This window comes from Microbacterium sp. USHLN272 (genome assembly GCF_037149655.1).
Taxonomy (GTDB): domain Bacteria; phylum Actinomycetota; class Actinomycetes; order Actinomycetales; family Microbacteriaceae; genus Microbacterium; species Microbacterium galbinum.
Genome location: NZ_JBBCRA010000001.1, coordinates 861,465 through 883,602 on the forward strand (window position 1 = coordinate 861,465; position 22,138 = coordinate 883,602).

The 22,138-nt window shown below is 69.7% G+C and carries 19 protein-coding genes; 7 read left to right on the top strand and 12 right to left on the bottom strand.

Annotation, left to right across the window (positions count from 1 at the left end; translation table 11 throughout):
• Positions 1-61 precede the first annotated feature (61 nt).
• Together WFJ97_RS04340 and metX are read left to right on the top strand one after the other, a co-directional pair.
• On the top strand, positions 62-1,384 hold the full coding sequence (locus tag WFJ97_RS04340; RefSeq protein WP_247632468.1) for a bifunctional o-acetylhomoserine/o-acetylserine sulfhydrylase: 1,323 nt from the start codon (positions 62-64) through the stop codon (positions 1,382-1,384).
• Positions 1,385-1,491: 107 nt separating this feature from the next.
• A complete protein-coding gene (gene metX / locus WFJ97_RS04345; RefSeq protein WP_336640587.1) occupies positions 1,492-2,700 on the top strand; it encodes a homoserine O-acetyltransferase MetX in 1,209 nt (402 codons plus the stop codon).
• 12 nt (positions 2,701-2,712) lie between these two features.
• On the opposite strand, the gene WFJ97_RS04350 is transcribed toward metX, so the two are convergent.
• The 3 genes from WFJ97_RS04350 to WFJ97_RS04360 are packed head-to-tail and all read right to left on the bottom strand — an operon-like array spanning position 2,713 to position 5,367.
• A complete protein-coding gene (locus WFJ97_RS04350) occupies positions 2,713-3,333 on the bottom strand; it encodes an NUDIX hydrolase (protein WP_336640588.1) in 621 nt (206 codons plus the stop codon).
• 9 nt (positions 3,334-3,342) lie between these two features.
• Positions 3,343-4,572: an MFS transporter gene (locus WFJ97_RS04355; protein ID WP_336640589.1), complete on the bottom strand. Its 1,230-nt coding sequence runs from the start codon at positions 4,570-4,572 to the stop codon at positions 3,343-3,345.
• Positions 4,573-4,581: 9 nt separating this feature from the next.
• Complete coding sequence (locus WFJ97_RS04360) at positions 4,582-5,367, bottom strand: helix-turn-helix transcriptional regulator (RefSeq protein ID WP_247632472.1); 786 nt, start codon at positions 5,365-5,367, stop codon at positions 4,582-4,584.
• 48 nt (positions 5,368-5,415) lie between these two features.
• On the opposite strand from WFJ97_RS04360, the gene WFJ97_RS04365 reads away from it, so the two are divergent.
• Positions 5,416-5,871 (top strand): DUF2000 family protein, encoded by a 456-nt coding sequence (locus WFJ97_RS04365; protein WP_336640590.1) that lies wholly within the window; start codon positions 5,416-5,418, stop codon positions 5,869-5,871.
• Between the two features lie 14 nt (positions 5,872-5,885).
• Here the strand turns inward: WFJ97_RS04365 and WFJ97_RS04370 are convergent, their stop codons facing one another.
• From WFJ97_RS04370 to WFJ97_RS04380, 3 genes are all read right to left on the bottom strand, one after another.
• Entirely contained in the window at positions 5,886-6,197 is a 312-nt protein-coding gene (locus WFJ97_RS04370; RefSeq protein WP_336640591.1) for a thiamine-binding protein, read from the bottom strand.
• 109 nt (positions 6,198-6,306) lie between these two features.
• Positions 6,307-7,545, bottom strand: a complete 1,239-nt coding sequence (locus WFJ97_RS04375; RefSeq protein WP_336640592.1) for a hypothetical protein — start codon at positions 7,543-7,545, stop codon at positions 6,307-6,309.
• The gene (locus WFJ97_RS04380) at positions 7,542-8,375 is read right to left on the bottom strand and encodes an ADP-dependent NAD(P)H-hydrate dehydratase (RefSeq protein WP_336640593.1); all 834 of its coding nucleotides are present in this window, start codon (positions 8,373-8,375) and stop codon (positions 7,542-7,544) included. Before WFJ97_RS04380 ends, WFJ97_RS04375 begins: the two co-directional genes overlap by 4 nt.
• 56 nt (positions 8,376-8,431) lie before the next feature.
• On the opposite strand from WFJ97_RS04380, the gene WFJ97_RS04385 reads away from it, so the two are divergent.
• Positions 8,432-9,499 (top strand): NADH:flavin oxidoreductase/NADH oxidase, encoded by a 1,068-nt coding sequence (locus WFJ97_RS04385; protein ID WP_336640594.1) that lies wholly within the window; start codon positions 8,432-8,434, stop codon positions 9,497-9,499.
• Positions 9,500-9,571: 72 nt separating this feature from the next.
• On the opposite strand, the gene WFJ97_RS04390 is transcribed toward WFJ97_RS04385, so the two are convergent.
• The 3 genes from WFJ97_RS04390 to WFJ97_RS04400 form a co-directional block, all read right to left on the bottom strand.
• Positions 9,572-10,633, bottom strand: coding sequence for a hemolysin family protein (locus tag WFJ97_RS04390; protein WP_247622842.1), 1,062 nt, complete (start codon positions 10,631-10,633; stop codon positions 9,572-9,574).
• The gene (locus WFJ97_RS04395; RefSeq protein WP_247622843.1) at positions 10,630-11,946 is read right to left on the bottom strand and encodes a hemolysin family protein; all 1,317 of its coding nucleotides are present in this window, start codon (positions 11,944-11,946) and stop codon (positions 10,630-10,632) included. Before WFJ97_RS04395 ends, WFJ97_RS04390 begins: the two co-directional genes overlap by 4 nt.
• A 128-nt stretch (positions 11,947-12,074) precedes the next feature.
• Entirely contained in the window at positions 12,075-13,529 is a 1,455-nt protein-coding gene (locus tag WFJ97_RS04400; protein ID WP_336640595.1) for a GuaB1 family IMP dehydrogenase-related protein, read from the bottom strand.
• A gap of 158 nt (positions 13,530-13,687) precedes the next feature.
• On the opposite strand from WFJ97_RS04400, the gene WFJ97_RS04405 reads away from it, so the two are divergent.
• Entirely contained in the window at positions 13,688-17,374 is a 3,687-nt protein-coding gene (locus WFJ97_RS04405; protein WP_336640596.1) for a multifunctional oxoglutarate decarboxylase/oxoglutarate dehydrogenase thiamine pyrophosphate-binding subunit/dihydrolipoyllysine-residue succinyltransferase subunit, read from the top strand.
• A 66-nt stretch (positions 17,375-17,440) separates the two neighbouring features.
• Here the strand turns inward: WFJ97_RS04405 and WFJ97_RS04410 are convergent, their stop codons facing one another.
• From WFJ97_RS04410 to WFJ97_RS04420, 3 genes are read right to left on the bottom strand one after another with little or no spacing between them, the layout of a single operon-like run.
• Positions 17,441-18,745, bottom strand: coding sequence for a GNAT family N-acetyltransferase (locus WFJ97_RS04410; RefSeq protein ID WP_336640597.1), 1,305 nt, complete (start codon positions 18,743-18,745; stop codon positions 17,441-17,443).
• Positions 18,746-18,788: 43 nt separating this feature from the next.
• Complete coding sequence (locus tag WFJ97_RS04415; RefSeq protein ID WP_247622847.1) at positions 18,789-19,034, bottom strand: anti-sigma factor family protein; 246 nt, start codon at positions 19,032-19,034, stop codon at positions 18,789-18,791.
• Positions 19,031-19,693 carry a sigma-70 family RNA polymerase sigma factor gene (locus tag WFJ97_RS04420; RefSeq protein ID WP_281731228.1) on the bottom strand — a complete coding sequence of 221 codons (663 nt, stop codon included), beginning with the start codon at positions 19,691-19,693 and terminating at the stop codon, positions 19,031-19,033. Before WFJ97_RS04420 ends, WFJ97_RS04415 begins: the two co-directional genes overlap by 4 nt.
• Positions 19,694-19,742: 49 nt before the next feature.
• Between WFJ97_RS04420 and aroA the strand changes: the two genes are divergently transcribed.
• On the top strand, positions 19,743-21,068 hold the full coding sequence (gene aroA, locus WFJ97_RS04425; RefSeq protein WP_336641855.1) for a 3-phosphoshikimate 1-carboxyvinyltransferase: 1,326 nt from the start codon (positions 19,743-19,745) through the stop codon (positions 21,066-21,068).
• Positions 21,065-22,135, top strand: a complete 1,071-nt coding sequence (rsgA, locus tag WFJ97_RS04430) for a ribosome small subunit-dependent GTPase A (protein ID WP_336640598.1) — start codon at positions 21,065-21,067, stop codon at positions 22,133-22,135. The genes aroA and rsgA overlap by 4 nt, the downstream gene beginning before the upstream one ends.
• Positions 22,136-22,138: the final 3 nt, after the last annotated feature.

Below are 22,138 nucleotides of genomic sequence, written 5' to 3' on the forward strand. Positions count from 1 at the left end.
TCCGTACTCTCGCTGAAACGGCATCCGCCATCCGACCATCGATCGTTCCAGGGGGAACAACATGTCCGCACCCGAGACCTGGCGTTTCGAGACCAAGCAGATCCACTCCGGCGCTGCGCCCGACCCGGTGACGAAGGCGCGTGCCACGCCGATCTACCAGACCACGTCGTACGTGTTCGACAGCGCCGACCACGCGGCGAACCTCTTCGCCCTGGCCGAGTTCGGCAACATCTACACCCGTATCCAGAACCCGACGCAGGACGTCCTCGAGCAGCGCCTCGCGGCCCTCGAGGGAGGCACGGGAGCACTGGTGCTCTCGAGCGGCCAGGCGGCATCGACCTTCGCGATCCTGAACATCGCCGAGGCCGGCGACCACTTCGTCGCCTCGAGCTCGATCTACGGCGGCACCTACAACCTCTTCAAGTACACGCTCGCCAAGCTCGGCATCGAGGTCACGTTCGTCGAGAACCAGGACGACCCCGAGGAATGGCGCCGCGCCGTCCGCCCGAACACCAAGCTGTTCTTCGCCGAGACGATCGGCAACCCGCAGATCAACGTCCTCGACATCCGCGCCGTCGCCGACGTCGCCCACGCCAGCGGTGTGCCGCTCATCGTCGACAACACGATCGCCACCCCGTACCTGATCCGTCCGTTCGAGCACGGCGCCGACATCGTGATCCACTCGGTCACCAAGTTCCTCGGCGGCCACGGCACGACGATCGGCGGCGTGATCATCGACGGCGGTTCGTTCGAGTGGTCGAAGAACGTCGAGAAGTTCCCGGGGCTCACCGTTCCGGACCCCTCGTACCACGGGGCCAGCTACACGACCGCGGTCGGCGACCCGCTCGCGTACATCATCAAGGCCCGCGTGCAGCTGCTCCGCGACCTCGGATCCGCGATCGCCCCGCAGAGCGCGTGGAACCTGATCCAGGGCGTCGAGACGCTGTCGCTGCGCATCGAGCGCCACGTGCAGAACGCGCAGGAGATCGCCGAGTGGCTCGACGGACGCGACGACGTCGCGACCGTCAACTACTCGGGGCTGCCGTCCTCCCCCTGGTACGCCAAGGCCAACGAGTACGCGCCCAAGGGCGTCGGAGCGGTGCTGTCGTTCGAGCTGAAGGGCGGTGTCGAGGCGGGTCGCGAGTTCGTGAACAGCCTCTCGCTGTTCAGCCACCTGGCGAACATCGGCGACGTGCGCTCGCTCGTCATCCACCCGGCATCGACCACACATGCGCAGCTCACCCCCGAGCAGCAGCTCACGGCGGGCGTCACGCCCGGCCTGGTGCGCCTCTCGGTCGGCATCGAGAACGTCGACGACCTCAAGGCCGACCTCGACCAGGCCCTGGCCGCTGCCCGTCGCGTCTCGGAGGCCGCTCGCGCCTGACGATTCGTCCACCACGGATGCCTCGGACTCCCGGAGTCCGGGGCATCCGTGTCTTCCGACGGCGTAACGTTCGCCGCCCGACCCGCAGGTCACGCGAGAATGGAAGCATGGACTGGCAGACGACCTCTGAAGACACGGTGCCCTCGGCGCTCGTGACGGAGGCCGACGTCCGGCTCCTCCGCGCGCGACCTCCGGCGACCGGTGCCTGGCGCGACGGCGACCCCGTGGGCGGACGCCGCTTCGCGCGGTCCGGCGTATTCCGGACCGAGAGCGGGGCCGAGCTCCCCAGCATCCGGATCGCCTACGAGTCGTGGGGCGAGCTGAACGCCGCGGGCGACAACGCGGTGCTCGTGCTGCACGCCCTCACCGGCGACAGCCACGTGCGCGGCGAGGCCGGTGCGGGGCATCCGACCGCCGGATGGTGGGAAGAGCTCACAGGTCCCGGCGCGCCCCTCGACACCGACCGCTGGTTCGTCGTCGCCCCCAACATGCTCGGCGGCTGCCAGGGCTCGACCGGACCCGCGAGCGTCGCCCCCGACGGCTACGAATGGGCCTCGCGCTTCCCGTACCTGACGATCCGCGATCAGGTCGCCGCTCAGGTGCGCCTCGCCGATGCCCTGAGCATCGACACGTGGGCCGCGGTCATCGGCGGCTCGATGGGCGGTATGCACGCGCTCGAGTGGGCGGTGACGCATCCGGAACGGGTCGAACGGCTCGCCGTGCTCTCGTCGCCTCCCGTGACCACCGCCGACCAGATCGCGCTCAACACCGTGCAGCTCGAGACGATCCGCATGGATCCGCGGTTCCAGGGCGGCGAGTACTACGACCTCGGCGACGGCGACGGCCCGCACCGGGGTCTGGCCCTCGCCCGACGGATGGCTCTGCTGAACTACCGCAGCCCGATCGAGCTCAATCAGCGGTTCCAGCGCTCCTGGCAGTCGGGGGTCTCACCGCTCGGGCACGGCGGGCGCTTCGCCGTCGAGTCATACCTCGACTTCCACGGCAACAAGTTCACGCGCCGCTTCGACGCGAACAGTTACATCACGCTCGTCGAGGCCATGAACTCGCACGACGTCGGGCGCGACCGCGGCGGCGTGGAGGAGGCTCTGCGCACCGTGACCGCGACGACGCTCGTGCTGGGGATCGACAGCGACCGCCTCTTCCCGGTCGATGGCCAGCACCGCATCGCCCGGAGCATCCCGAACACCCTCGACGGCCACGACGCGGTCGTGCTGAACAGCGACTTCGGGCACGACGGGTTCCTCATCGAGAACGAGGCCGTGGGCGCTCACCTGCGGCGACTGCTCGACAGCTGACGCCCCGACGGCTCACTCGCCGGCGCACTCCTCGACGAACCGCCACGGGAGTCCCCCGGTCAGCAGACGCCCCTGCTCCCAGGCGAAGTCGCGCCCGGTATCCGTCGGGATCACGCGCGTTCGGAACAGGGCCGGTGTCGACGGCGCGGCGAGCGCGGAAGCGGCGTCGGTGACCGCGATCAAACCGTGGAGTGTCATCCACGTCGGCGGAAACAGAGTCCACTCCCCCGTCGCGTGCCGTTCGAGCGCCTGTGCCGGGGTCGTCCAGGCGTACTCGACGACCTCGTCGGGCGACGGGACGGGCGTGGCATCCGGTGCCGCAGCGAGGAAGAACCACGTCCGGATCCGCGTGGGCGCCTCGGCGGGCGGATGCCACTGCGACAACGCCGACAGACCGGAGATCTCGAGGCCGACCTCCTCCTGCGTCTCTCGGATGGCGGCGCGTCGCGCCTCGTCGATCTCCGCGGAGCCGTGTCTCCGATCGTTTTCCTCCACCTTTCCGCCCGGGAAGACCCACGCGTCCGCGAAGGAACCCCGCTCGGGCCGACGGATCATCAGCACCTCGACGCCGCCGGTCGAGTCACGCACCAGCACGGCCGTTCCGGCCACCGGAAGAGCATCGGGGGTGAGCATCCCCTCACCCTACGACGATGCGCCCACCAGGGCAGCGGAGCGACGAGCCTCGACGCGGTACGAGAGCAGCGCGATCAGCAGACCGGCGATCGCGAGCACGGTGCCGGTCCACGCGGGAGCCGTGAAGCCCCAGCCGACGGCGATCACGACGCCACCCAGGAACGCCCCGAGGCTGTTGCCGATGTTCAGCGCCGAATGGTTCATGGCCGCGGCGATCGACTGATTGTCTCCGGCGACGTCCATGAGACGGGTCTGGATCGTCGGGCTCAGCACCGACGACACGAAGCCGACGATGAGCACCAGCAGGCTCAGCGAGATGATCCAGAACGAGAACACGGCGAGCAGGGCGAAGACGACCGCCATCGCCGCGAGTCCGAACAGCAGCGTGCGCCGCAGATCGATGTCGGCGAGATGACCGCCCACGAGGTTTCCGACCGTCATGCCGATGCCCATGAGCACCAGAACGATCGGCACCACCCACTCCGGTGACCCGGCCACCTCGGTCACTAACGGGGCGATGTAGCTGTACACGGCGAAGAACCCGCCGAAGCCGATCGCGCCGATGCCCAGCGTGAACCAGACCTGCCGGATGCGGAAGACGCCCAGTTCCTGACGCATCGTCCGGCCGGGGGAACCCGGGTGCTCGGGCACGAAGAACACGATGCAGATCGTCGCGAGGGCGAAGACGAGGGCGACGACGCCGAACGCGGCGCGCCATCCCCAGGCCTGGCCGAGGAACGTGCCGAGCGGAACCCCGACGACGTTCGCGACCGTAAGGCCGGTGAGGATGAAGGCGACGCCCTTGGCGCGGTTGCCCGGCCCCATGACGTCGGCCGCGACGAGAGCGCCGATGCCGAAGTAGGCCCCGTGCGGGAGGCCGGCGAGGAAGCGCGACGCCCCGACCAGCTCGAACGTCGGCAGCACCACGGTGAGGGCGTTGAAGACCGTGAGCGCGATCGCCAGGACGATCATGACGCGGTGCCGCGGGAAGCGCGCGACGAAACCGGCGATGGTCGGCGCGCCCACCACGACGCCGAGCGCATACAGCGAGATGAGCCATCCGGCCTGGCTCAGCGCATCCTCCTGGCTCGAGGCCCAGAGGGAGGGAAGCAGGTCGGAGGCGATGTTCGGGAGCAGGCCCATGACGACGAACTCGGTCATGCCGATGCCGAAACTGCCGATGGCGAGAGAGAGGAGCGCCCTCTTCGCCGCACCCCTCGATTCAGTCGAGGGATTCACCGGTCCAGCCTACCGGCCCGCCGACGGCCCGAAGGCACCGGGGGTCGTCCCGAGCACGCGCCGGAAGTGTCGCGTGAGATGGGCCTGATCGTGGAACCCGGCCTGCGCCGCGGCGTCGGACGGTCGGATGCCGTCGACCAGGAGCCTTCGCGCGAGATCGATGCGTCGGCTCAGCACGTACTGATGCGGCGCGATGCCGTACGTGCGCGTGAAGGAACGCGTCAGATGGCTCGGATGCGCTCCCCATGCGGTGGCGATCTCGGAGAGGGTGAAGGACTCCGTGAAACGATCGTCGATGAGCGCCCGGAGGCGGCGAGCGAGCGGCGTGTCTCGAGCGGCAACGGTCGATGACCCGAGATGGGCGAGGATGCGCCCTCTCAGCGCGAGCGTCCACTGCTCGGCGGCGAGCAGGTCACCGGGCAGGGCGAGTGCGGCGTGGATGCGTCGCGCCGCCGCCGTCGCTCGCGGGTCGCGCACCGTCGGGTGCACGACCGACCTGCCCACCGCCTCGGCGGGAAGCCACGCCGGATCGAAGTACACGACACGTTTGCGATAGATGCGACCGTCCACGGTCGAACGCCCGTCGTGCGGGACGCCCGGGGGCAGCAGCGTCACCGCACCCGGCGCGGCGATGTGCGACGAACGATCGAGACCGTAGGCGACCGCTCCCTCGTCCACGAGCATCGCCGTCCAGACGTCGTGGGCGTGAAGCGGGTAGGCGTGCTCGAAGGAGGCGTGATACACCTCCCGCACCGCGGGCACCTCGGGATGCCAGGCGTGCACGCGATCGACCATGCAAGAAACGTACAAGACGCCGCGGGCTTCCGGCGCGATCGTGGATACATGACCACCGCACTGCCGACGAGCATCCCCGCTGAAAAGACCGCCCGCTTCGACACGAAGGTCGTCGTCCTCCTCGGCGAAGACCTCGCCGCCTGGCAGGAGCTCAACGTGACCGCTTTCCTGATCTCCGGCATCACCGTGAGTGCCCCCGATCTCACCGGCGGACCCTACCGCGACCGCGACGGCACGACGTATCTGCCGATGCTGCGTCAGCCCGTGCTCGTCATGACCGGGAACTCCGATCTCCTGCGCTCGGTTCGCGATCGGGCCTCCGCCCGAGACGATGTCGCGCTCGCGGTCTACACCCGCGAGCTCTTCGCGACAGGGCACGACGATGCCAATCGCGCCGCCGTCGCGGCCGTCGCAACGGCCGACCTCGATCTCGTGGGGCTCGCGCTGCGGGGTCCGCGCAACGCCGTCGACCGCATGCTCAAGGGCGCGCGCATGCACGCCTGAACGACGTGTGCGTTCTACTCGGCCTCGTCGATCGCACGCTCGAGACGCTCGATCTTGCCGTCGAGCTCGCCGGTGAAGCCGGGGCGGATATCGGCCTTGAGCACCAAGGACACGCGCGAGCCGAAGGGCATGACCGCTTCGGTGGCGCGCTTGACGACGTCCATCACGCTGTCCCAGTCGGGGCCCTCGATCTCGGTGAACATGCTCGTCGTCCGGTGCGGCAGCCCGGACTCGCGGACGACGCGCACGGCGGCGGCCACGGCGACGTGGACGGAGCCGTCTTCGCGGCCGGTGCCGGAGGGAGCGACGGAGAAGGCGATCAGCATGGGGAACCTCGTGTCTCTTCGATGGCGGTGGGAGCGACTTCTCGGCCGGCGGGGTCCGAGCCGAGCATCGAGGCGAGGACCTGCGCGGCCGCTGCTGCCACACGATGCATCATAGGCTCCGGCTCCGGCCCTCGCCGTCGACGGGAGTGAGCACGACGGCTCGGATGCCGATCACGAGGAGGACGACGAGCAGGAGGTTGCGCACCGACAGCACCACGATCGGCAGGACCTGTCCCTGCAGCAGCGCGTCGTAGCCGAGCGGATAGACGAGGCAGGTGAGGAGGCAGAGCGCAAGCACCACGACCGCGGGCAGGACCGCCCTCGCCCGGTCGAACACGAGCCAGAGGATCACGGGCGCGATCAGCCAGACCTGGAACTGCGGGGAGCCGACTTTGTTGGTCACGATGAGCGCCGCCACAAGCGAGAGCGCGAGCGGTGGAAGCAGCCGGGCGAACGCGGCCCCGCGCATCGCCTTCCAACCCGCGAGCGCGAGGATGCCGGCGACCACCGCGACCATGACTCCGGAGAGCGCCGCGGCGACGACGTCGGCGCCCGGAGCGGCGACCTGGAACGTGAGGATGTCGAAGCTGTACTCGATGCCCGCGGATCCGCCGGGGACCGCCCACAGGAAAGGCGTCGCCGCGACCGCCTCGATCTGCAGACCGCGTCCGCCCTGCTCGGTGAGGAAGCCGAAGAGATGCTCGTGCGCTCCGAGCAGCAGCAGACCGGCGATGACGGCCGTCGTCACCACCAGAGCCGCGATGATCATGCGCAGCCGACGGCGCCCGGCGATCAGTGCCGCGAGCAGCACCGCTCCGGGCCAGATCTTGATCCACGCGCCGATCGTCAAGAGGGCTGCGGCGAGCGCGGGACGCGAGACGAGCCAGAGACCGGCGATCACGACGATGGGCAGGGTGACGGCATCCAGCCGGTAGAGCGCGATCGGCCCCAGCAGCAGGAGGGCGGCGCTCCAGAACCATGCGGCGGTGCGACGCGGTGCCGACGGCGAGCGCCCGAGCAGCACGGCGAAGGCGAGCGCGTCGAGAGCGGTCACGAGGATCGCCCAGGCGACGAGATATGCCCCGGAGACGCCGAGGAGTCCGACGAACGGGACCGCCATCGCCTTCACCAGGAGGATCGGCGCGAGGGCGAGCTGCGGGTACACCCAGGTCTCGGTGATCCCGACGATCGGTCCGCCGCTCGCCGCCGCCGTCGCCCAGGGTTCGTAGACGAGCACCACATCGCCCATCGGCTGACTCGGGTAAACCCACCCCAGCCACGCGGTCAGGGCATGGACCGCGACGAAGACGACCCAGAGCGCGATGAGTCGTTCCGCGCCCTGCTTCACGCCAGCACGTCCGCGATCGCGCGCGGCAGGGCCTGCGCGACGTCCGACGCGACGATCGGATGCCCCGCCTCACCGTTCGCGCTCCCGGAGGCGATCCGTGCGGCGTAGCCGTGCAGCCACGCTCCCGCGGCGGCGGCCTCTTCCAGAGGAGCACCGGGGTTCGCGGCGAGCAACGCACCGAGCACTCCGCCCAGCACATCGCCCGTGCCCGCCGTGGCGAGCCAGCCGGTCCCCGCCGCGACGGCGATCGCTCCCCCGTCGGGCGTCGCGATCAGTGTGCGTGCGCCCTTCAGCAGCACGGTGACGCCGAGCGCACGAGCGACCTCGGCGGCGCCGCCGGCGCGATCTTCCTCGGCAGAGGCCAGACGCAGGCGCGCACGCAGTTTCGAGAACTCCCCCGCGTGGGGCGTCAGCAGTACAGGAGCGGTCGGGCGATCGACGAGGTCGAGTGCGCCGGCGTCGACCACGACTCGGGTGCTCCCGGTCAGCAGGGCGCGCAGCGCCGCTTCCTCGTCGGCGCTGCGATGCGCGGCATCCGTCCCCGACCCGATCACCCAGGCGTCCACCCGCGTGCGCCCGACATCGCTCCCCGTCACCGTCTCGGGACGACGAGCGAGCACGGCGTCCGACACCCGGCCGTCGCCGACGAAGCGCACGAACCCCGCGCCGGCGCGCCATGCGGCCTCGACGCCCAGCACCGCCGCGCCGGGGTATGCCGCTGAGCCGGTGCGCAGCGCCACGACACCGCGCGAGTACTTGTCGTCGTCGGCTGACGGCACCCGGAACAACCGCGCCGCATCGCTGCGGGACCACTCGCGAACCTCGACCATGACTCCACGTTAGTGCGACGGCCCTCGGGCCGTGCGAGCGGCGGTAGCGTCGAACGGTGAGCATTCTCTTCTCTCCCCTGAGCATCCGTTCCGTCGAGTTCTCCAACCGTCTCTGGGTGTCGCCGATGTGCATGTACAGCGCGATCGACGGTGTGGTGCAGGAATGGCATCACACGCATCTGGCGCAGTTCGCCTCCGGCGGCGCCGGTCTGATCGTCGCGGAGGCGACCGCCGTGGTTCCCGAGGGCCGCATCTCACCGCGCGACGTCGGACTCTGGAACGACGAGCAGCGCGATGCGTGGGTGCCGATCGTCCGGGCGATCCACGAGCGCGGCTCGCTCGCGGGCATCCAGCTCGCCCACGCCGGCCGCAAGGCTTCGACCTGGTGGCCCTGGGCGGAGCTGCGCGGATCGGTTCCGGTCACCGACGGCGGCTGGACGACGACCGCGCCGTCCGCCCTCGCGTTCGAGGGATTCGCCGAGCCCGAGGCCCTCGATGCCGAGGGGATCGAACGCGTCGTCTCCGGCTTCGCCGACGCCGCCCGTCGCGCGCTCGACGCCGGGTTCGACGTGCTGGAGATCCACGGTGCCCACGGCTACCTCGTGCACCAGTTCCTCTCGCCGCTGTCGAACCGGCGTGATGACGACTACGGCGGCTCGCTCGAGAACCGCGCCCGCCTGCTGCTCCGCATCCTCGATGCGGTGCGCGACGTCGCGGGTCCCGGAGTCCCCGTGTTCGTGCGCATCTCGGCCACCGATCACGCCGAGGGCGGATTCACCGCCGACGAGGCGACGCAGGTCGGGGAATGGGCGACCGCGCACGGCGCGGACCTCATCGACGTCTCCAGTGGCGGTCTCGTCGCCCACCAGCAGATCAGCGTGTTCCCGGGATACCAGGTGCCGCTGGCCGAGACCGTCCGCCAGGGCGGTCGCATCCCGGTCTCGGCGGTCGGGCTGATCACCGCCGCCGAGCAGGCGGAGCAGGTGCTCTCCGACGGCGCCGCGGATGCGATCTTCGCGGGACGCGAGTGGCTGCGCGACCCGCACTTCGGCCTGCGCGCCGCGCACGATCTCGGTGTCGACGTCGCCTGGCCCCCGCAGTACGACCGCGCGCGCTGGCGCTGAGACGCCGCGGCCGATCCGCGCACGACGAAGGCCGCCGACCCGTGATCGGGTCGGCGGCCTTCGTGTGCATCATCAGTGCCCGCGGACGCGACGCGTCGCGTCCTGCACCTCTCCGACCAGCTCCTCGAGGATGTCCTCCAGGAAGAGCACGGCCGTGGTCTCGCCCCGGGCATCGCGCACCTTGGCCAGGTGACGGCCGGCGCGGCGCATGACCGCGAGGGCGTCCTCGAGGTCGGTGTCCTCCTGCACGGGCACCATGTGGTGGATGCGCTTGGCGGGAAGCGGCTCGACCATCTTCACCTCGGCATCCGGGCCATCCGAAGCTCGGAGGATGTCCTTGAGGTGCACGTAGCCGATCGGCGCACCCTCGGTGTCGACGATCACGTAGCGGGAGAACCCGTACCGCGCGACCGCCTTCTCGATGTCGTCGGGGGTCGTCGTGGCCGGCAGCGTGACGAGGTCGCCCAGCGGGACCGCGACATCGCGCGCCTTCTTGTCGGTGAACTCGACGGCGGCGGCGACGGTCCCCGCGGTGTCGGTGAGCACCCCTTCGCGGCGCGACTGATCGACGATCGTCGCGACCTCCTCGAGCGTGAACGTCGAAGCCGCCTCGTTCTTGGGCTCGACGCGGAAGAGTCGCAGCACACCGTTGGCGGCCGCATTGAGCAGCCAGATCACCGGCATGAACACCTTCGACACCCACACGAGCGGGGTCGCGAGGATCAGCACGGCGCGGTCCGGCACCGAGAACGCGAGGTTCTTCGGAACCATCTCGCCGAAGACCACGTGCAGGAACGACACGATCAGCAGGGCGATGGTGAACGAGACCGCATCGACGGCGCCGTCGGGCCACCCGAGCGCGTGCAGCGGCACGGCCAGGAGATGGTGGATCGCGGGCTCCGAGACGTTCAGGATCAGGAGCGAGCAGATGGTGATGCCCAGCTGCGAGGTCGCGAGCATGAGCGTCGCGTGCTCCATGGCGTACAACGCCGTCTTCGCGGCGCGCGATCCCTGTTCGGCACGCGGCTCGATCTGCGAGCGGCGTGCCGAGATCACCGCGAACTCCGCGCCGACGAAGAAAGCGTTCGCGACCAGCAGCACGACGAGCCAGGCGAGTCCTCCCCAATCGCTCATCGGGTCACCTCCTCATCCGCATCGACGGGTCTCGGAACGAAGCGGATGCGGTCCACCCGGCGGCCGTCCATGCGGACCACCTGCAGCATGCCGCTGTCGAGCGACACCTCGTCGCCGACCGCGGGGACGCGCTCGAGGACGCTCATCACGTAGCCCCCGACCGTGTCGTACACATCGCCCTCCGGCACGTCGATCCCCGCGCGGCTGCGCAGCTCGTCCGGGCGCAGTTCGCCCGGGAAGGTGAGGCCGTCGCGCCCGCGGATCACGCCGGCGCGCGTGCGATCGTGCTCGTCCGACACCTCGCCGACGATCTCCTCGACGAGATCCTCGAGGGTGACGAGACCGGCGGTCCCGCCGTACTCGTCGACGACGACCGCGAGTTGGTAGCCCCGGGCACGGAGCTCGGAGATGAGACCGTCGATATGCACGGTCTCGGGAACGCGCAGGGGGTCGGTCGCGAGCGCGCCGACCGGCACTTCGGTGCGACGGTCGCGCGGCACCGAGATCGCTGCCTTCAGGTGCACGACCCCCATGATGTCGTCGAGATCGTCGTCGTACACGGGGAACCGGCTGTGCCCCGTGCGACGGGCGAGCTGGATGACGTCGTCCGCCGAATCCCCGGCCGCGATCGCGTGCATGCTCGGGCGTGCGGTCATGACGTCCGCCGCCGTGAGGCGCGAGAACGTCAGGGTGCGGTCGAGCAGGGTCGCGGTGTCGGCTTCGAGCACACCGGCGCTCGCCGATCGGCGCACGAGCGAGGAGAGCTCCTCGGCGCTGCGCGCCCCGGAGAGTTCTTCCTTCGGCTCGATGCCCATGCTGCGCAGCACGCCATTGGCGCTGCCGTTGAGCACGACGACCGCGGGCTTGAAGACGGTGGTGAAAGCGACCTGGAACGGAACCACGAGCTTGGCGGTGGCGCGCGGCAGGGCGAGCGCGAAGTTCTTGGGCACGAGTTCGCCCAGGATCATCGACAGCACCGTGGCGACGAACATCGCGACGACGGTGGCGATGGGCGCGACGGCGGGCTCCGGAATGTGCCAGGCGACGAGCGTCGGCCGCAGCAGGTTCGACAGCGCCGGCTCCATCGTGTAACCGGTCAGCAGCGTCGTGAGCGTGATGCCGAGCTGAGCCGACGAGAGATGCGTCGAGGTGTGCTTGAGAGCACCGATCGTGAGGGCGAGTCGGGATTCACCACGCGCCTGTCGCGCTTCGAGATCCGCGCGGTCGAGATTGACCAGTGCGAACTCGCTCGCGACGAACAGACCGGTGCCGATCGTGAGCAGGAGCCCCACGCCCAACATGACGTAGTCCATCAGAGGTTCCTCTCCGGTGGGAGAGGGGGACGGTGGGGCGATCTACTGCAACTGGGAGGGTCGTCCATAGTGTGGACGATTCTACCGAATGCGCTCGCGCGCGGTCGCGTCACCCGCGCGCGATTCCGCTACCAGCTCACCGGCAGCGCCTTGCCCTCTTCGTAGCCCGCGGCCGACTGCAGACCCACGAGCGCGCGATCGTGGAACTCCGGGACGGAGGATGCTCCGGCGTAGGTGAACGACGAGCGCACGCCCGAGGTGATCATGTCGAGCAGGTCCTCGACGCCCGGCCGCAGCGGATCGAGGTAGATCTTTGACGAGGAGATGCCCTCGGCGAAGAGTTCCTTGCGCGCCCGCTCGTAGGCGTCGAGCCTGCCGAAGCGGGCCTGCACCGCTTTGGTCGACGCCATCCCCCAGGACTCCTTGAAGATGCGCCCCTCGGCGTCGCGCTGCAACTCGCCCGGAGCCTCGATCGTCCCGGCGAACCAGGAGCCGATCATCACGGATGCCGCGCCCGCGGCGAGCGCCAGGGCGACGTCGCGCGGGTACCGGACCCCTCCGTCCGCCCAGACGTGCGCACCGAGTTCGCGGGCCGCCTGAGCCGTCTCGAGCACCGCCGAGAACTGGGGTCGGCCGACCGCGGTCATCATGCGGGTCGTGCACATCGCGCCCGGGCCGACGCCGACCTTGAGGATCGAGGCTCCGGCATCCACGAGATCGTGCACGCCGTCGGCGGTCACGATGTTCCCGGCGACGATGGGGAGCCCGAGGTTCAGATCGGACACGGTGCGCAGGGCGCGCAGCATCCCGTCCTGATGGCCGTGCGCCGTGTCGAGCACGAGCACGTCGACCCCGGCACCTGCGAGCGCGGTCGCCTTCGCGGCGACGTCGCCGTTGATCCCCACCGCCGCGGCGACGGTGAGCCGCCCGTCGGCATCGAGCGCGGGTCGGTAGAGAGTGGAGCGCAGGGCGCTGCGCGCGCTCAGCGTCCCGACGAGATGCCCGTGATGCACGACCGTGACCATCTCGGCGCCGGCCTCGGTGATCACGTCGAAGGCGTGCCGTTCGGATCCGATGTCGTCGGCGTCGATCGACGGCGTCCCCCGGTGCACGAGGTCGCCCAGCTGCGCGTCCGGCAGAGCAGTCGCCAGCCGATTCGCGGGAAGGATGCCGAGGATGTCCTCGACGCCGATCGGCGCGGCACCGTGCGCGACCACGATCCCGTGCCCCGGCGCGGCGGGAAGGAGCCGGAGGGCGTCGGCGACCGATGCGTGGGGCGGCAGGACGAGAGCCGTGTCCCACAGCACCGGCTGCGCCTTCACATCGCGGATCGCGGCGTCGAGATCCTGGAGGGGCATGTCCTGCGGCAGCACCCCGAGACCTCCGCGTCGCGCCATCACCGCGGCCAGGCGCGGCCCGGTCACGGAGTTCATGTTCGACGCCACGAGAGGCAGGGTCGTGGGCGTGCCGTCCTGCGGCGCCAGGTCGACCTGGAGCCGGCTGGTGACCGACGATCGTCGCGGCACGAGGAACACGTCGGAATAGGTCAGATCGACGGTCGGCTGCGCACCTGAGAACTCCATGACTCCACGGTATCGAGATCGAGCACTCCCTGGGCATGGCGTCGAAGATTCGCACCGGGAAACACGTTAGGCTTGTCGATCGAGAGTGTGCGGACCTGGGCGCATCCTGCGTCCCGCGAGCACTGTGAATCTTCAGCGATGAAAGAGGGCGATCGAGCGTGTCGAACCAGGTGACCGGCGTCGGGGGCGACGGGGGGTTCGGAGCCAATTCCTGGCTCGTCGAAGAGCTCTACGAGCAGTTCAAGGTGAACCGCGATTCCGTCGACAAGGAATGGTGGCCGATCCTCGAGAAGTACCACTCCGAAAACGCCGGTGCGACGGCCCCCGCCAGCAGCCCGGCGGCCGAGCAGCCCGCCCACCCGGTGACGGCTCCGATCCCCGTGATCGGCTCGCAGCCCGTGGCGCGCACGACGGCGAAGCCGGCAGCGGCGGCTCCGATCCCGGCGCAGGCGCCCAAGCCCGCCGCCAAGGACCCGTCCCCGGCCCCCGCGGACGAGGCCGAGGAAGACAAGGTCACCGTCCTCCGGGGCATGCCCAAGACCCTCGCGGCCAACATGGACGAGTCGCTCACCGTCCCCACCGCGACAAGCGTCCGCACCATCCCCGCCAAGCTGATGATCGACAACCGCATCGTCATCAACAACCACATGGCGCGCACCCGAGGCGGAAAGATCAGCTTCACCCACCTCATCGGCTGGGCGCTCATCCGCACGCTCGACGAGTTCCGCAGCCAGAACGTGTTCTACGCCGAGGTCGACGGCAAGCCCTCCGTCGTCGCCCCCGCGCACGTCAACCTCGGCATCGCGATCGATCTGCCGAAGCCCGACGGCACGCGCGCCCTCATGGTGCCGAGCATCAAGCGCGCCGACACCATGACCTTCACCGAGTACCTCTCGGCCTACGAGGACCTGGTCACCCGCGCGCGCAACAACAAGCTCACCGCCGGCGACTTCCAGGGCACGACGGTCTCGCTCACGAACCCGGGCGGCATCGGCACGGTGCACTCCGTCCCGCGTCTGATGAAGGGCCAGGGCTGCATCATCGGCGCCGGGGCACTCGAGTACCCGGCCGAGTTCCAGGGCGCGAGCGAGAAGACGCTCAACGAGCTGGCGATCGGCAAGACGATCACGCTCACCAGCACCTACGACCACCGCGTCATCCAGGGCGCGGGATCGGGCGAGTTCCTCAAGAAGGTGCACGAGCTCCTCATCGGGCAGCGCGGCTTCTACGACGACATCTTCGCGGCGCTGCGCATCCCGTACGCGCCGATCCACTGGAACCCCGACATCGCCGTCGACCTCGCCGAGCGTGTCGACAAGCAGTCCCGCGTGCAGGAGCTCATCAACTCCTTCCGCGTCCGCGGCCACCTCATGGCCGACATCGATCCCCTCGAGTACCGCCAGCGCTCGCACCCCGACCTCGAGATCGAGAGCCACGGGCTCACCTTCTGGGACCTCGACCGCGAGTTCGTCACCGGTGGCTTCGGCGGACGTCGCGTCGCGAAGCTGCGTGACATCCTCGGAGTCCTGCGCGACTCGTACTGCCGCACGCTCGGCATCGAGTACATGCACATCCAGGACCCGGAGCAGCGCCGCTGGTTCCAGGAGAAGGTCGAGGTCAAGTACCAGAAGCCCGGCCACGACGAGCAGCTGCGGGTCCTCCGCAAGCTCAACGAGGCCGAGGCGTTCGAGACGTTCCTGCAGACGAAGTTCGTCGGCCAGAAGCGCTTCTCGCTCGAGGGCGGCGAGTCGCTCGTCCCGCTGCTCGACGAGATCCTCCAGGGTGCCGCGACCGCCGGCCTCGAGGGCGCCGCCATCGGTATGGCGCACCGCGGCCGCCTCAACGTGCTCACGAACATCGCCGGCAAGACCTACGGCCAGGTGTTCCAGGAGTTCGAGGGCACCCAGACCCCGGGCAACCAGCGCGGTTCCGGTGACGTAAAGTACCACCTCGGCACCGAGGGCACCTTCGTGGCCGACGACGGATCGGAGCTCCCGGTCTACCTCGCCGCCAACCCCTCGCACCTCGAGACCGTCGACGGCGTGCTCGAGGGCATCGTCCGCGCGAAGCAGGACCGCAAGCCGATCGGCACGTTCGCCTGGCTGCCGATCCTCGTGCACGGCGACGCGGCCTTCGCCGGTCAGGGCGTCGTCGTCGAGACCCTGCAGATGTCGCAGCTGCGCGGTTACCGCACCGGTGGCACGATCCACGTCGTGGTGAACAACCAGGTGGGCTTCACCACGACCCCGAACGACGGCCGCACCTCGGTGTACGCCACGGATGTCGCGAAGACCATCCAGGCGCCGGTCTTCCACGTGAACGGCGACGACCCCGAAGCCGTGATCCACGTCGCGCAGCTCGCCTTCGAGTACCGCGAGCGCTTCCACCGCGATGTCGTGATCGACCTCGTCTGCTACCGCCGTCGCGGTCACAACGAGGGCGACGACCCCTCGATGACGCAGCCTCTGATGACCGACCTGATCCAGGCCAAGCGCTCCGTGCGCCGTCTGTACACCGAGTCGCTCGTCGGTCGCGGTGACATCACCGAGCAGGAGTACGACGAGGCCAAGGCCGACTTCCAGAACCGGCTCGAGATCGCCTTCGCCGAGACGCATGCCGCCGAGACCGGGGCCACGCCGATCGCGCCCGAGCTGCCGCCGGTCGACGGCCAGGTCGGCGCACCGGATGTCACGGGTGTCGCGGGTGAGGTCATCCAGCTCATCGGCGATGCGTTCGTGAACAAGCCCGAGGGCTTCACCGTGCACCCGAAGATCCAGCAGCTGCTCGAGAAGCGTCTCGACATGAGCCGCAACGGCGGCATCGACTGGGGCTTCGGCGAGCTGCTCGCGTTCGGATCGCTCCTCGTCGAAGGCACCCCGGTGCGTCTCGCGGGTCAGGATGCGCGCCGCGGAACGTTCGTCCAGCGCCACGCCACTCTCCACGACCGTGCGAACGGCCAGGAGTGGCTGCCGCTCTCCAACCTCTCCGACGCCCAGGGCCGCTTCTTCGTCTACGACTCCCTGCTCAGCGAGTACGCGGCGCTCGGATTCGAGTACGGCTACTCGGTCGAGGCCCCCGAGGCCCTCGTCCTCTGGGAGGCGCAGTTCGGCGACTTCGTCAACGGTGCCCAGTCCGTGATCGACGAGTACATCTCGGCCGCCGAGCAAAAGTGGGGCCAGCAGTCCAGCGTCACCCTGCTGCTCCCCCACGGCTATGAGGGCCAGGGGCCCGACCACTCGTCGGCACGCATCGAGCGGTTCCTGCAGCTCTGCGCCCAGGAGAACATGATCGTCGCACGTCCGTCAACGCCGGCCTCGTACTTCCACCTGCTGCGCCGTCAGGCCTACGCCCGTCCGCGCAAGCCGCTGATCGTCTTCACGCCGAAGGCCATGCTGCGTCTGCGCGGCGCGACCAGCCCCGTCGAGGCGTTCACGCAGGGGCGCTTCGAGCCGGTGATCGACGACGACCGCGCTCTCGACCGCAGCGCCGTCAAGCGCGTGCTCGTGCACTCGGGCAAGGTCCACTGGGATCTGCGCGCCGAGCTCGAGAAGAACCCGAACCCCGAGGTGGTGCTCGTGCGTCTCGAGCAGCTCTACCCGACGCCGATCGACGAGCTCAAGGCCATCACCGACTCGTACCCGAACGCCGAGCTCGTGTGGGTGCAGGAGGAGCCGGAGAACCAGGGCGCCTGGCCGTTCCTGGCACTCGCTTTCGCGGACGTTCCCGGGGACCGCGCATTCCGACCCGTCGCTCGCGCCGCGTCGGCGTCGCCCGCGACCGGGTCGTCGAAGGTGCACGCCGCAGAGCAGGCCACGCTCCTGCGCGAAGCGCTGACCACGGCCTGACGTTCACTCGTACGCAGAAGGGCCCCCCCCGCGGGGCGGGGGCCCTTCTGCGTACGCTCCGCGCGATCAGTACCAGATGTCGAGCGAGGGCGCGGGAGACGTGAAGAAGGCACGGTCGAGGAGGTCGACGACGGATGCCTCGGCATCGATGAGGCCCGCTCCGGCGAGCGCGGTCGCGCGCACCGCCCCCGCGTACAGCGACGACAGAGCGGCGACGCCGAGGACGGCATCCGGTGCGGCGGATTCCGCCGCTTCGACGGTCGCCACGCCCGAGACATCGACGTGGAGTCGCCAGTCCCCCGCAGCGAAGCCGAGGGGGTCGTGGATGCGGAGCACCAGATCGACCGGAACCGAGTACTGTCGCGCGATCAGTGCTCGAGCGACATCCAGCACTCGCAGCCAGCCGTGATCGTGCACCTCCTGCGCGACGCCACGCTGATCGGCCACCAGCCACGGCAGCGGGTCATCCGCCGTCTGCAGGTCGGCGGTGACCTCGTCGACGAGGTCGTGCTGCAGGGCGAACCGCCACAGCGCTGCACGGGCATCCGCGGTCTCGGCCACCAGCATCCGCACGTTCAGGCCGAATCGGAAGCTGCCGCTGCGATCGGTCACCGTGTACACGAGCACACCGCGGGTCTCGCCGTCGGCATCGACGTGGCGCACACCGCGCACCTTGTCGCGATCGGTCTCGCCCGGGGCGGTACCGGCGAACTGCTCCCATCGCCCCGCCCACCCGGCGATGCGGCCGGCGCGCGTGCGACGGGCCCGTTCGTGGACCGTCGCGAGATCGTCGACGAGCTGCGCGCGCTCACGGTACTCCAGGCGTCCGGACGGTTCGTGCCCGCCCCATCCCGCCCGCCGGGTGTCGACGGTGAAGCGCACGGCCGGCAACGCCGACCCGAAGCCGTAGCGGCCGTAGATGGTGGCCTCCGACACTGTGAGCCCGGCGATCGCGATCCCCGCGCCGTGGGCGGCGCGCAGCTCTCCCTCGAGGAGGGAACGAGCGATGCCCCGGCGCCGATGCGTGGCGGCGACGGTCACCCCGCTGATCGCCCACATCCCGATCTCCGCTCCCCCGGGCACCGTCAGGGGCGTCACCCACGAGTCGATGGTCGCGACCGGGAGGTCGCCGGAGGCCGCTTCGGTCTCGAAGACCCCGGTCGTCCGACGCTGCGCGACGGTCTCCCGGCTGTGGGCGAGCGCCTCGGGGGTCGACTCCTCACCGAGGAATCCGCGACCGACCGCGCGGAGGAAGGGCGTCGCGGCCGCGTCGTCACTCAGATCGACCACGCGATAATCGAGACCCGAACCGTTCAGTCGGTCGCGGGAGGTCGCGTCGGCGGGAATGTCGCGGGCGTCGATGAGCGTCATGCCTCCACCCTACGGGTGGCTGACGACATCGGATCCCGAGATGTCAGTGCTGCGCGGCCTGCGCCTCACGCAGGCGGGCGAACACCTGATCGCGCAGCTCCTCGGGAGCGGTCTCCTTGCAGGCGCGCGCGATGACCTCGGTGAGCGTCTTCGCCACGAGGACCTCATCGCGGCACGACGGGCAGTTCTCGAGGTGCTCTCGGATCTCGGTGTGCTCGGTCTTGCACACCTCGTTGCGGAGGTACTCCTCCAGATCCTGACGCGCTTTGTCGCAACCGCAGTCGCTCATTTCCCGCTCCTCTTCTCAGCCGCGGCGATGCCCCGCTCCGCGGCGTAATCTGCCAGCAGCTCCCGCAGCATCCGTCTGCCACGGTGCAGACGGCTCATCACGGTGCCGATGGGGGTCTTCATGATGTCGGCGATCTCCTGGTAGGCGAAGCCCTCGACATCCGCGAGGTACACCGCCAACCGGAAGTCCTCGGGGACCGCCTGCAGGGCGTCCTTCACGACGGACGCCGGCATGTGATCGATCGCCTCGGCCTCCGCAGACCTGCTGTGCGACGCGGTCGTCGATTCCGCGCCGCCCAGCTGCCAGTCCTCGAGCTCGTCGATCGTGCCCTGGAACGGCTCGCGCTGCTTCTTGCGGTAGATGTTGATGTACGTGTTCGTGAGGATCCGGTACAACCACGCTTTGAGGTTCGTCCCCTGCGAGAAGGTCGCCCACGAGCCGTACGCTTTCACGAACGTCTCCTGCACGAGGTCGGCGGCGTCAGCGGGATTGCGCGTCATGCGCATGGCGGCGGCGTACAGCTGATCCATGAACGGGATCGCCTGTTCCTCGAACTCACGCTGAGAGTCGCTCGAGGTCGCTGCGGTTGCGGTGTCATCCATCACGGGCCAGTCTAGGCCGCTGATGTCCACCGACCCACGCTCCAAGGTCGCCAGCATCCTGCTCTCCTCCTCGGCGGGTACGCCGCCGTTCACTAAGGTGGAACCGATGAGCGCCAACAGGTATTCCCCTCCCCCCGTCACGGGCGCCTACACCGCGCCGGTTTTCGACGATCCGATCCACGCGACGCTGACGATCCCCGGCTCGAAGTCCCTCACGAACCGGGAGCTCATCATCGCCGCGATCGCCGACGGCCCCGGTCGTCTGATCAGTCCACTGCACTCCGATGACTCCCGCCGGATGGTCGACGCGCTGCGTGCGCTCGGCGTCGGCATCGAGGAGGTGGATGCCGGGGGCGAGTTCGGACCCGACCTCGTCGTCACCCCTGCGAAGCTCTCCGGGGGCACCACGGTCGACTGCGGCCAGGCCGGCACGGTCATGCGGTTCATCGCGCCCCTCGCGGGCCTCGCGGCCCACGACGTGCATCTCACCGCGCACGAGAATGCCCTGCACCGCCCCATGGGCGGGCTGATCAGCGCTCTCCGCGACCTCGGGGTCGACATCGACGACGAGGGCACCTGGGCGCTGCCGTTCACCATCCGCGGGCACGGACGCATCCGCGGTGGACGCGTCGAGATCGACGCCTCCGCCTCGAGCCAGTTCGTCTCGGGTCTGCTGCTCGCCGCTCCGCGCTTCGACGTCGGCCTGCACCTCGTGCACACCGGAGAGCACCTGCCGAGCCTCCCCCACATCGACATGACGATCGAGGCCCTCAGCCGTCGCGGCATCCGCATCGAACGTCCGGCGACCGGGGAATGGCTCGTCGAAGCCGGTGTTCCGCGCGCCAAGGAGATCGCCATCGAACCGGATCTCTCCAACGCCGCCCCGTTCCTCGCGGCGGCGATGGTGACCGGAGGGGCGGTGTCGATCACCGGCTGGCCGGCGCATTCCACCCAGCCCGGAGCGCTGCTGCCCGAGATCCTCCAGGCGATGGGTGCCCACACCAGCCGGCACGGCGGAGCCCTGACCGTCCGTTCCGGCGACGTCATCCGCGGCCTCGACCTCGACCTGTCGGCGGCGAGCGAACTCACCCCGACCCTCGTCGGCCTCGCGGCCTTCGCCGACGGCCCCACGACGATCCGCGGGATCGGTCACATCCGCCTGCACGAGACCGATCGGATCGCCGCTCTCATCGGCAACCTCCGCGCGCTCGGCGGCGAGGCGGAGGAACTCCCCGACGGTCTGCGGATCATCCCCCGCGCGTTGCACGGCGGCACCTGGGCCGCTCACCACGACCACCGGATGGCGACCACCGGGGCCCTGATCGGGCTCCGCGTGCCGGGAGTGGAGATCGACGACATCGGCACCACCGCGAAGACGCTGCCCGAGTTCACGCTGCTGTGGGAGCGGATGCTGCGAGGCGCGGCCGCGTGAGCTGGCTCGACGGCGACGACGACCTCGAGGACGACTTCGAGGACTACGACGAGAGCGCGATCCGCTCGCGCCCCAATCCGAAGGCGAACAGGCCCCGCACCAAGCGTCGGCCTGCGCACGAGGATGCCGAGATCGGACGTGTGCTCGGCGTGGATCGCGGCCGCTACTCCGTGCTGCTCGACGAGGACGCCCCGACCGAGCGCACGATCACCGCCGCCCGTGCGCGGGAACTGCGCCGGAACCCCATCGTCACGGGAGACCGGGCGCGCGTCGTCGGCGACCTCTCCGGGGAGGACGGCACGCTCGGCCGCATCGTCGGGATCGTCGATCGCACGTCGCTCCTGCGTCGTAGCGCCGATGACACCGATCAGGTCGAGCGCGTGATCGTCGCGAACGCCGATCAGATGCTCATCGTCGTCGCGGCCGCCGATCCGGAACCCCGCGAACGCCTCGTCGACCGCTATCTCGTCGCCGCCCTCGATGCCGGCATCCGCCCGCTCCTCGTCGTGACGAAGACCGATCTGGCAGACCCCGCGCACTTCCTGTCGCACTTCGACGGACTCGATCTGACCGTCTTCACCAGCGCCCAGGACGTCATGCCGATCGACGAGATCGGATCCGCGCTGGTCGGGCACTCCACGGTGTTCGTCGGTCACTCGGGTGTGGGCAAGTCGACGCTCGTGAACGCGCTCGTCCCCACCGCCGGTCGGGCGACCGGGCATGTGAACCAGGTGACGGGACGCGGTCGGCACACATCGTCGTCGACGGTCTCCCTGCGCTACCAGGGTCCGACCGGCAACGGATGGGTCATCGACACCCCCGGTGTGCGATCGTTCGGGCTCGGGCATGTGAAGCCCGAGAACATCCTCGCGGCCTTCACCGAACTCGCCGAGATCGCGGAGAACTGCCCGCGCGGATGCACGCACCTCGCCGATGCGCCGGACTGCGCCCTCATCGAGGCGGCCGAGCGCGGCGAACTCAGCGAGACCGGCCTCGCCCGACTGGACTCTCTGCAACGCCTGTTGCAGACGTTCGCCGACAAGGCGGAGCAGGCGACCGGCCGATAAACT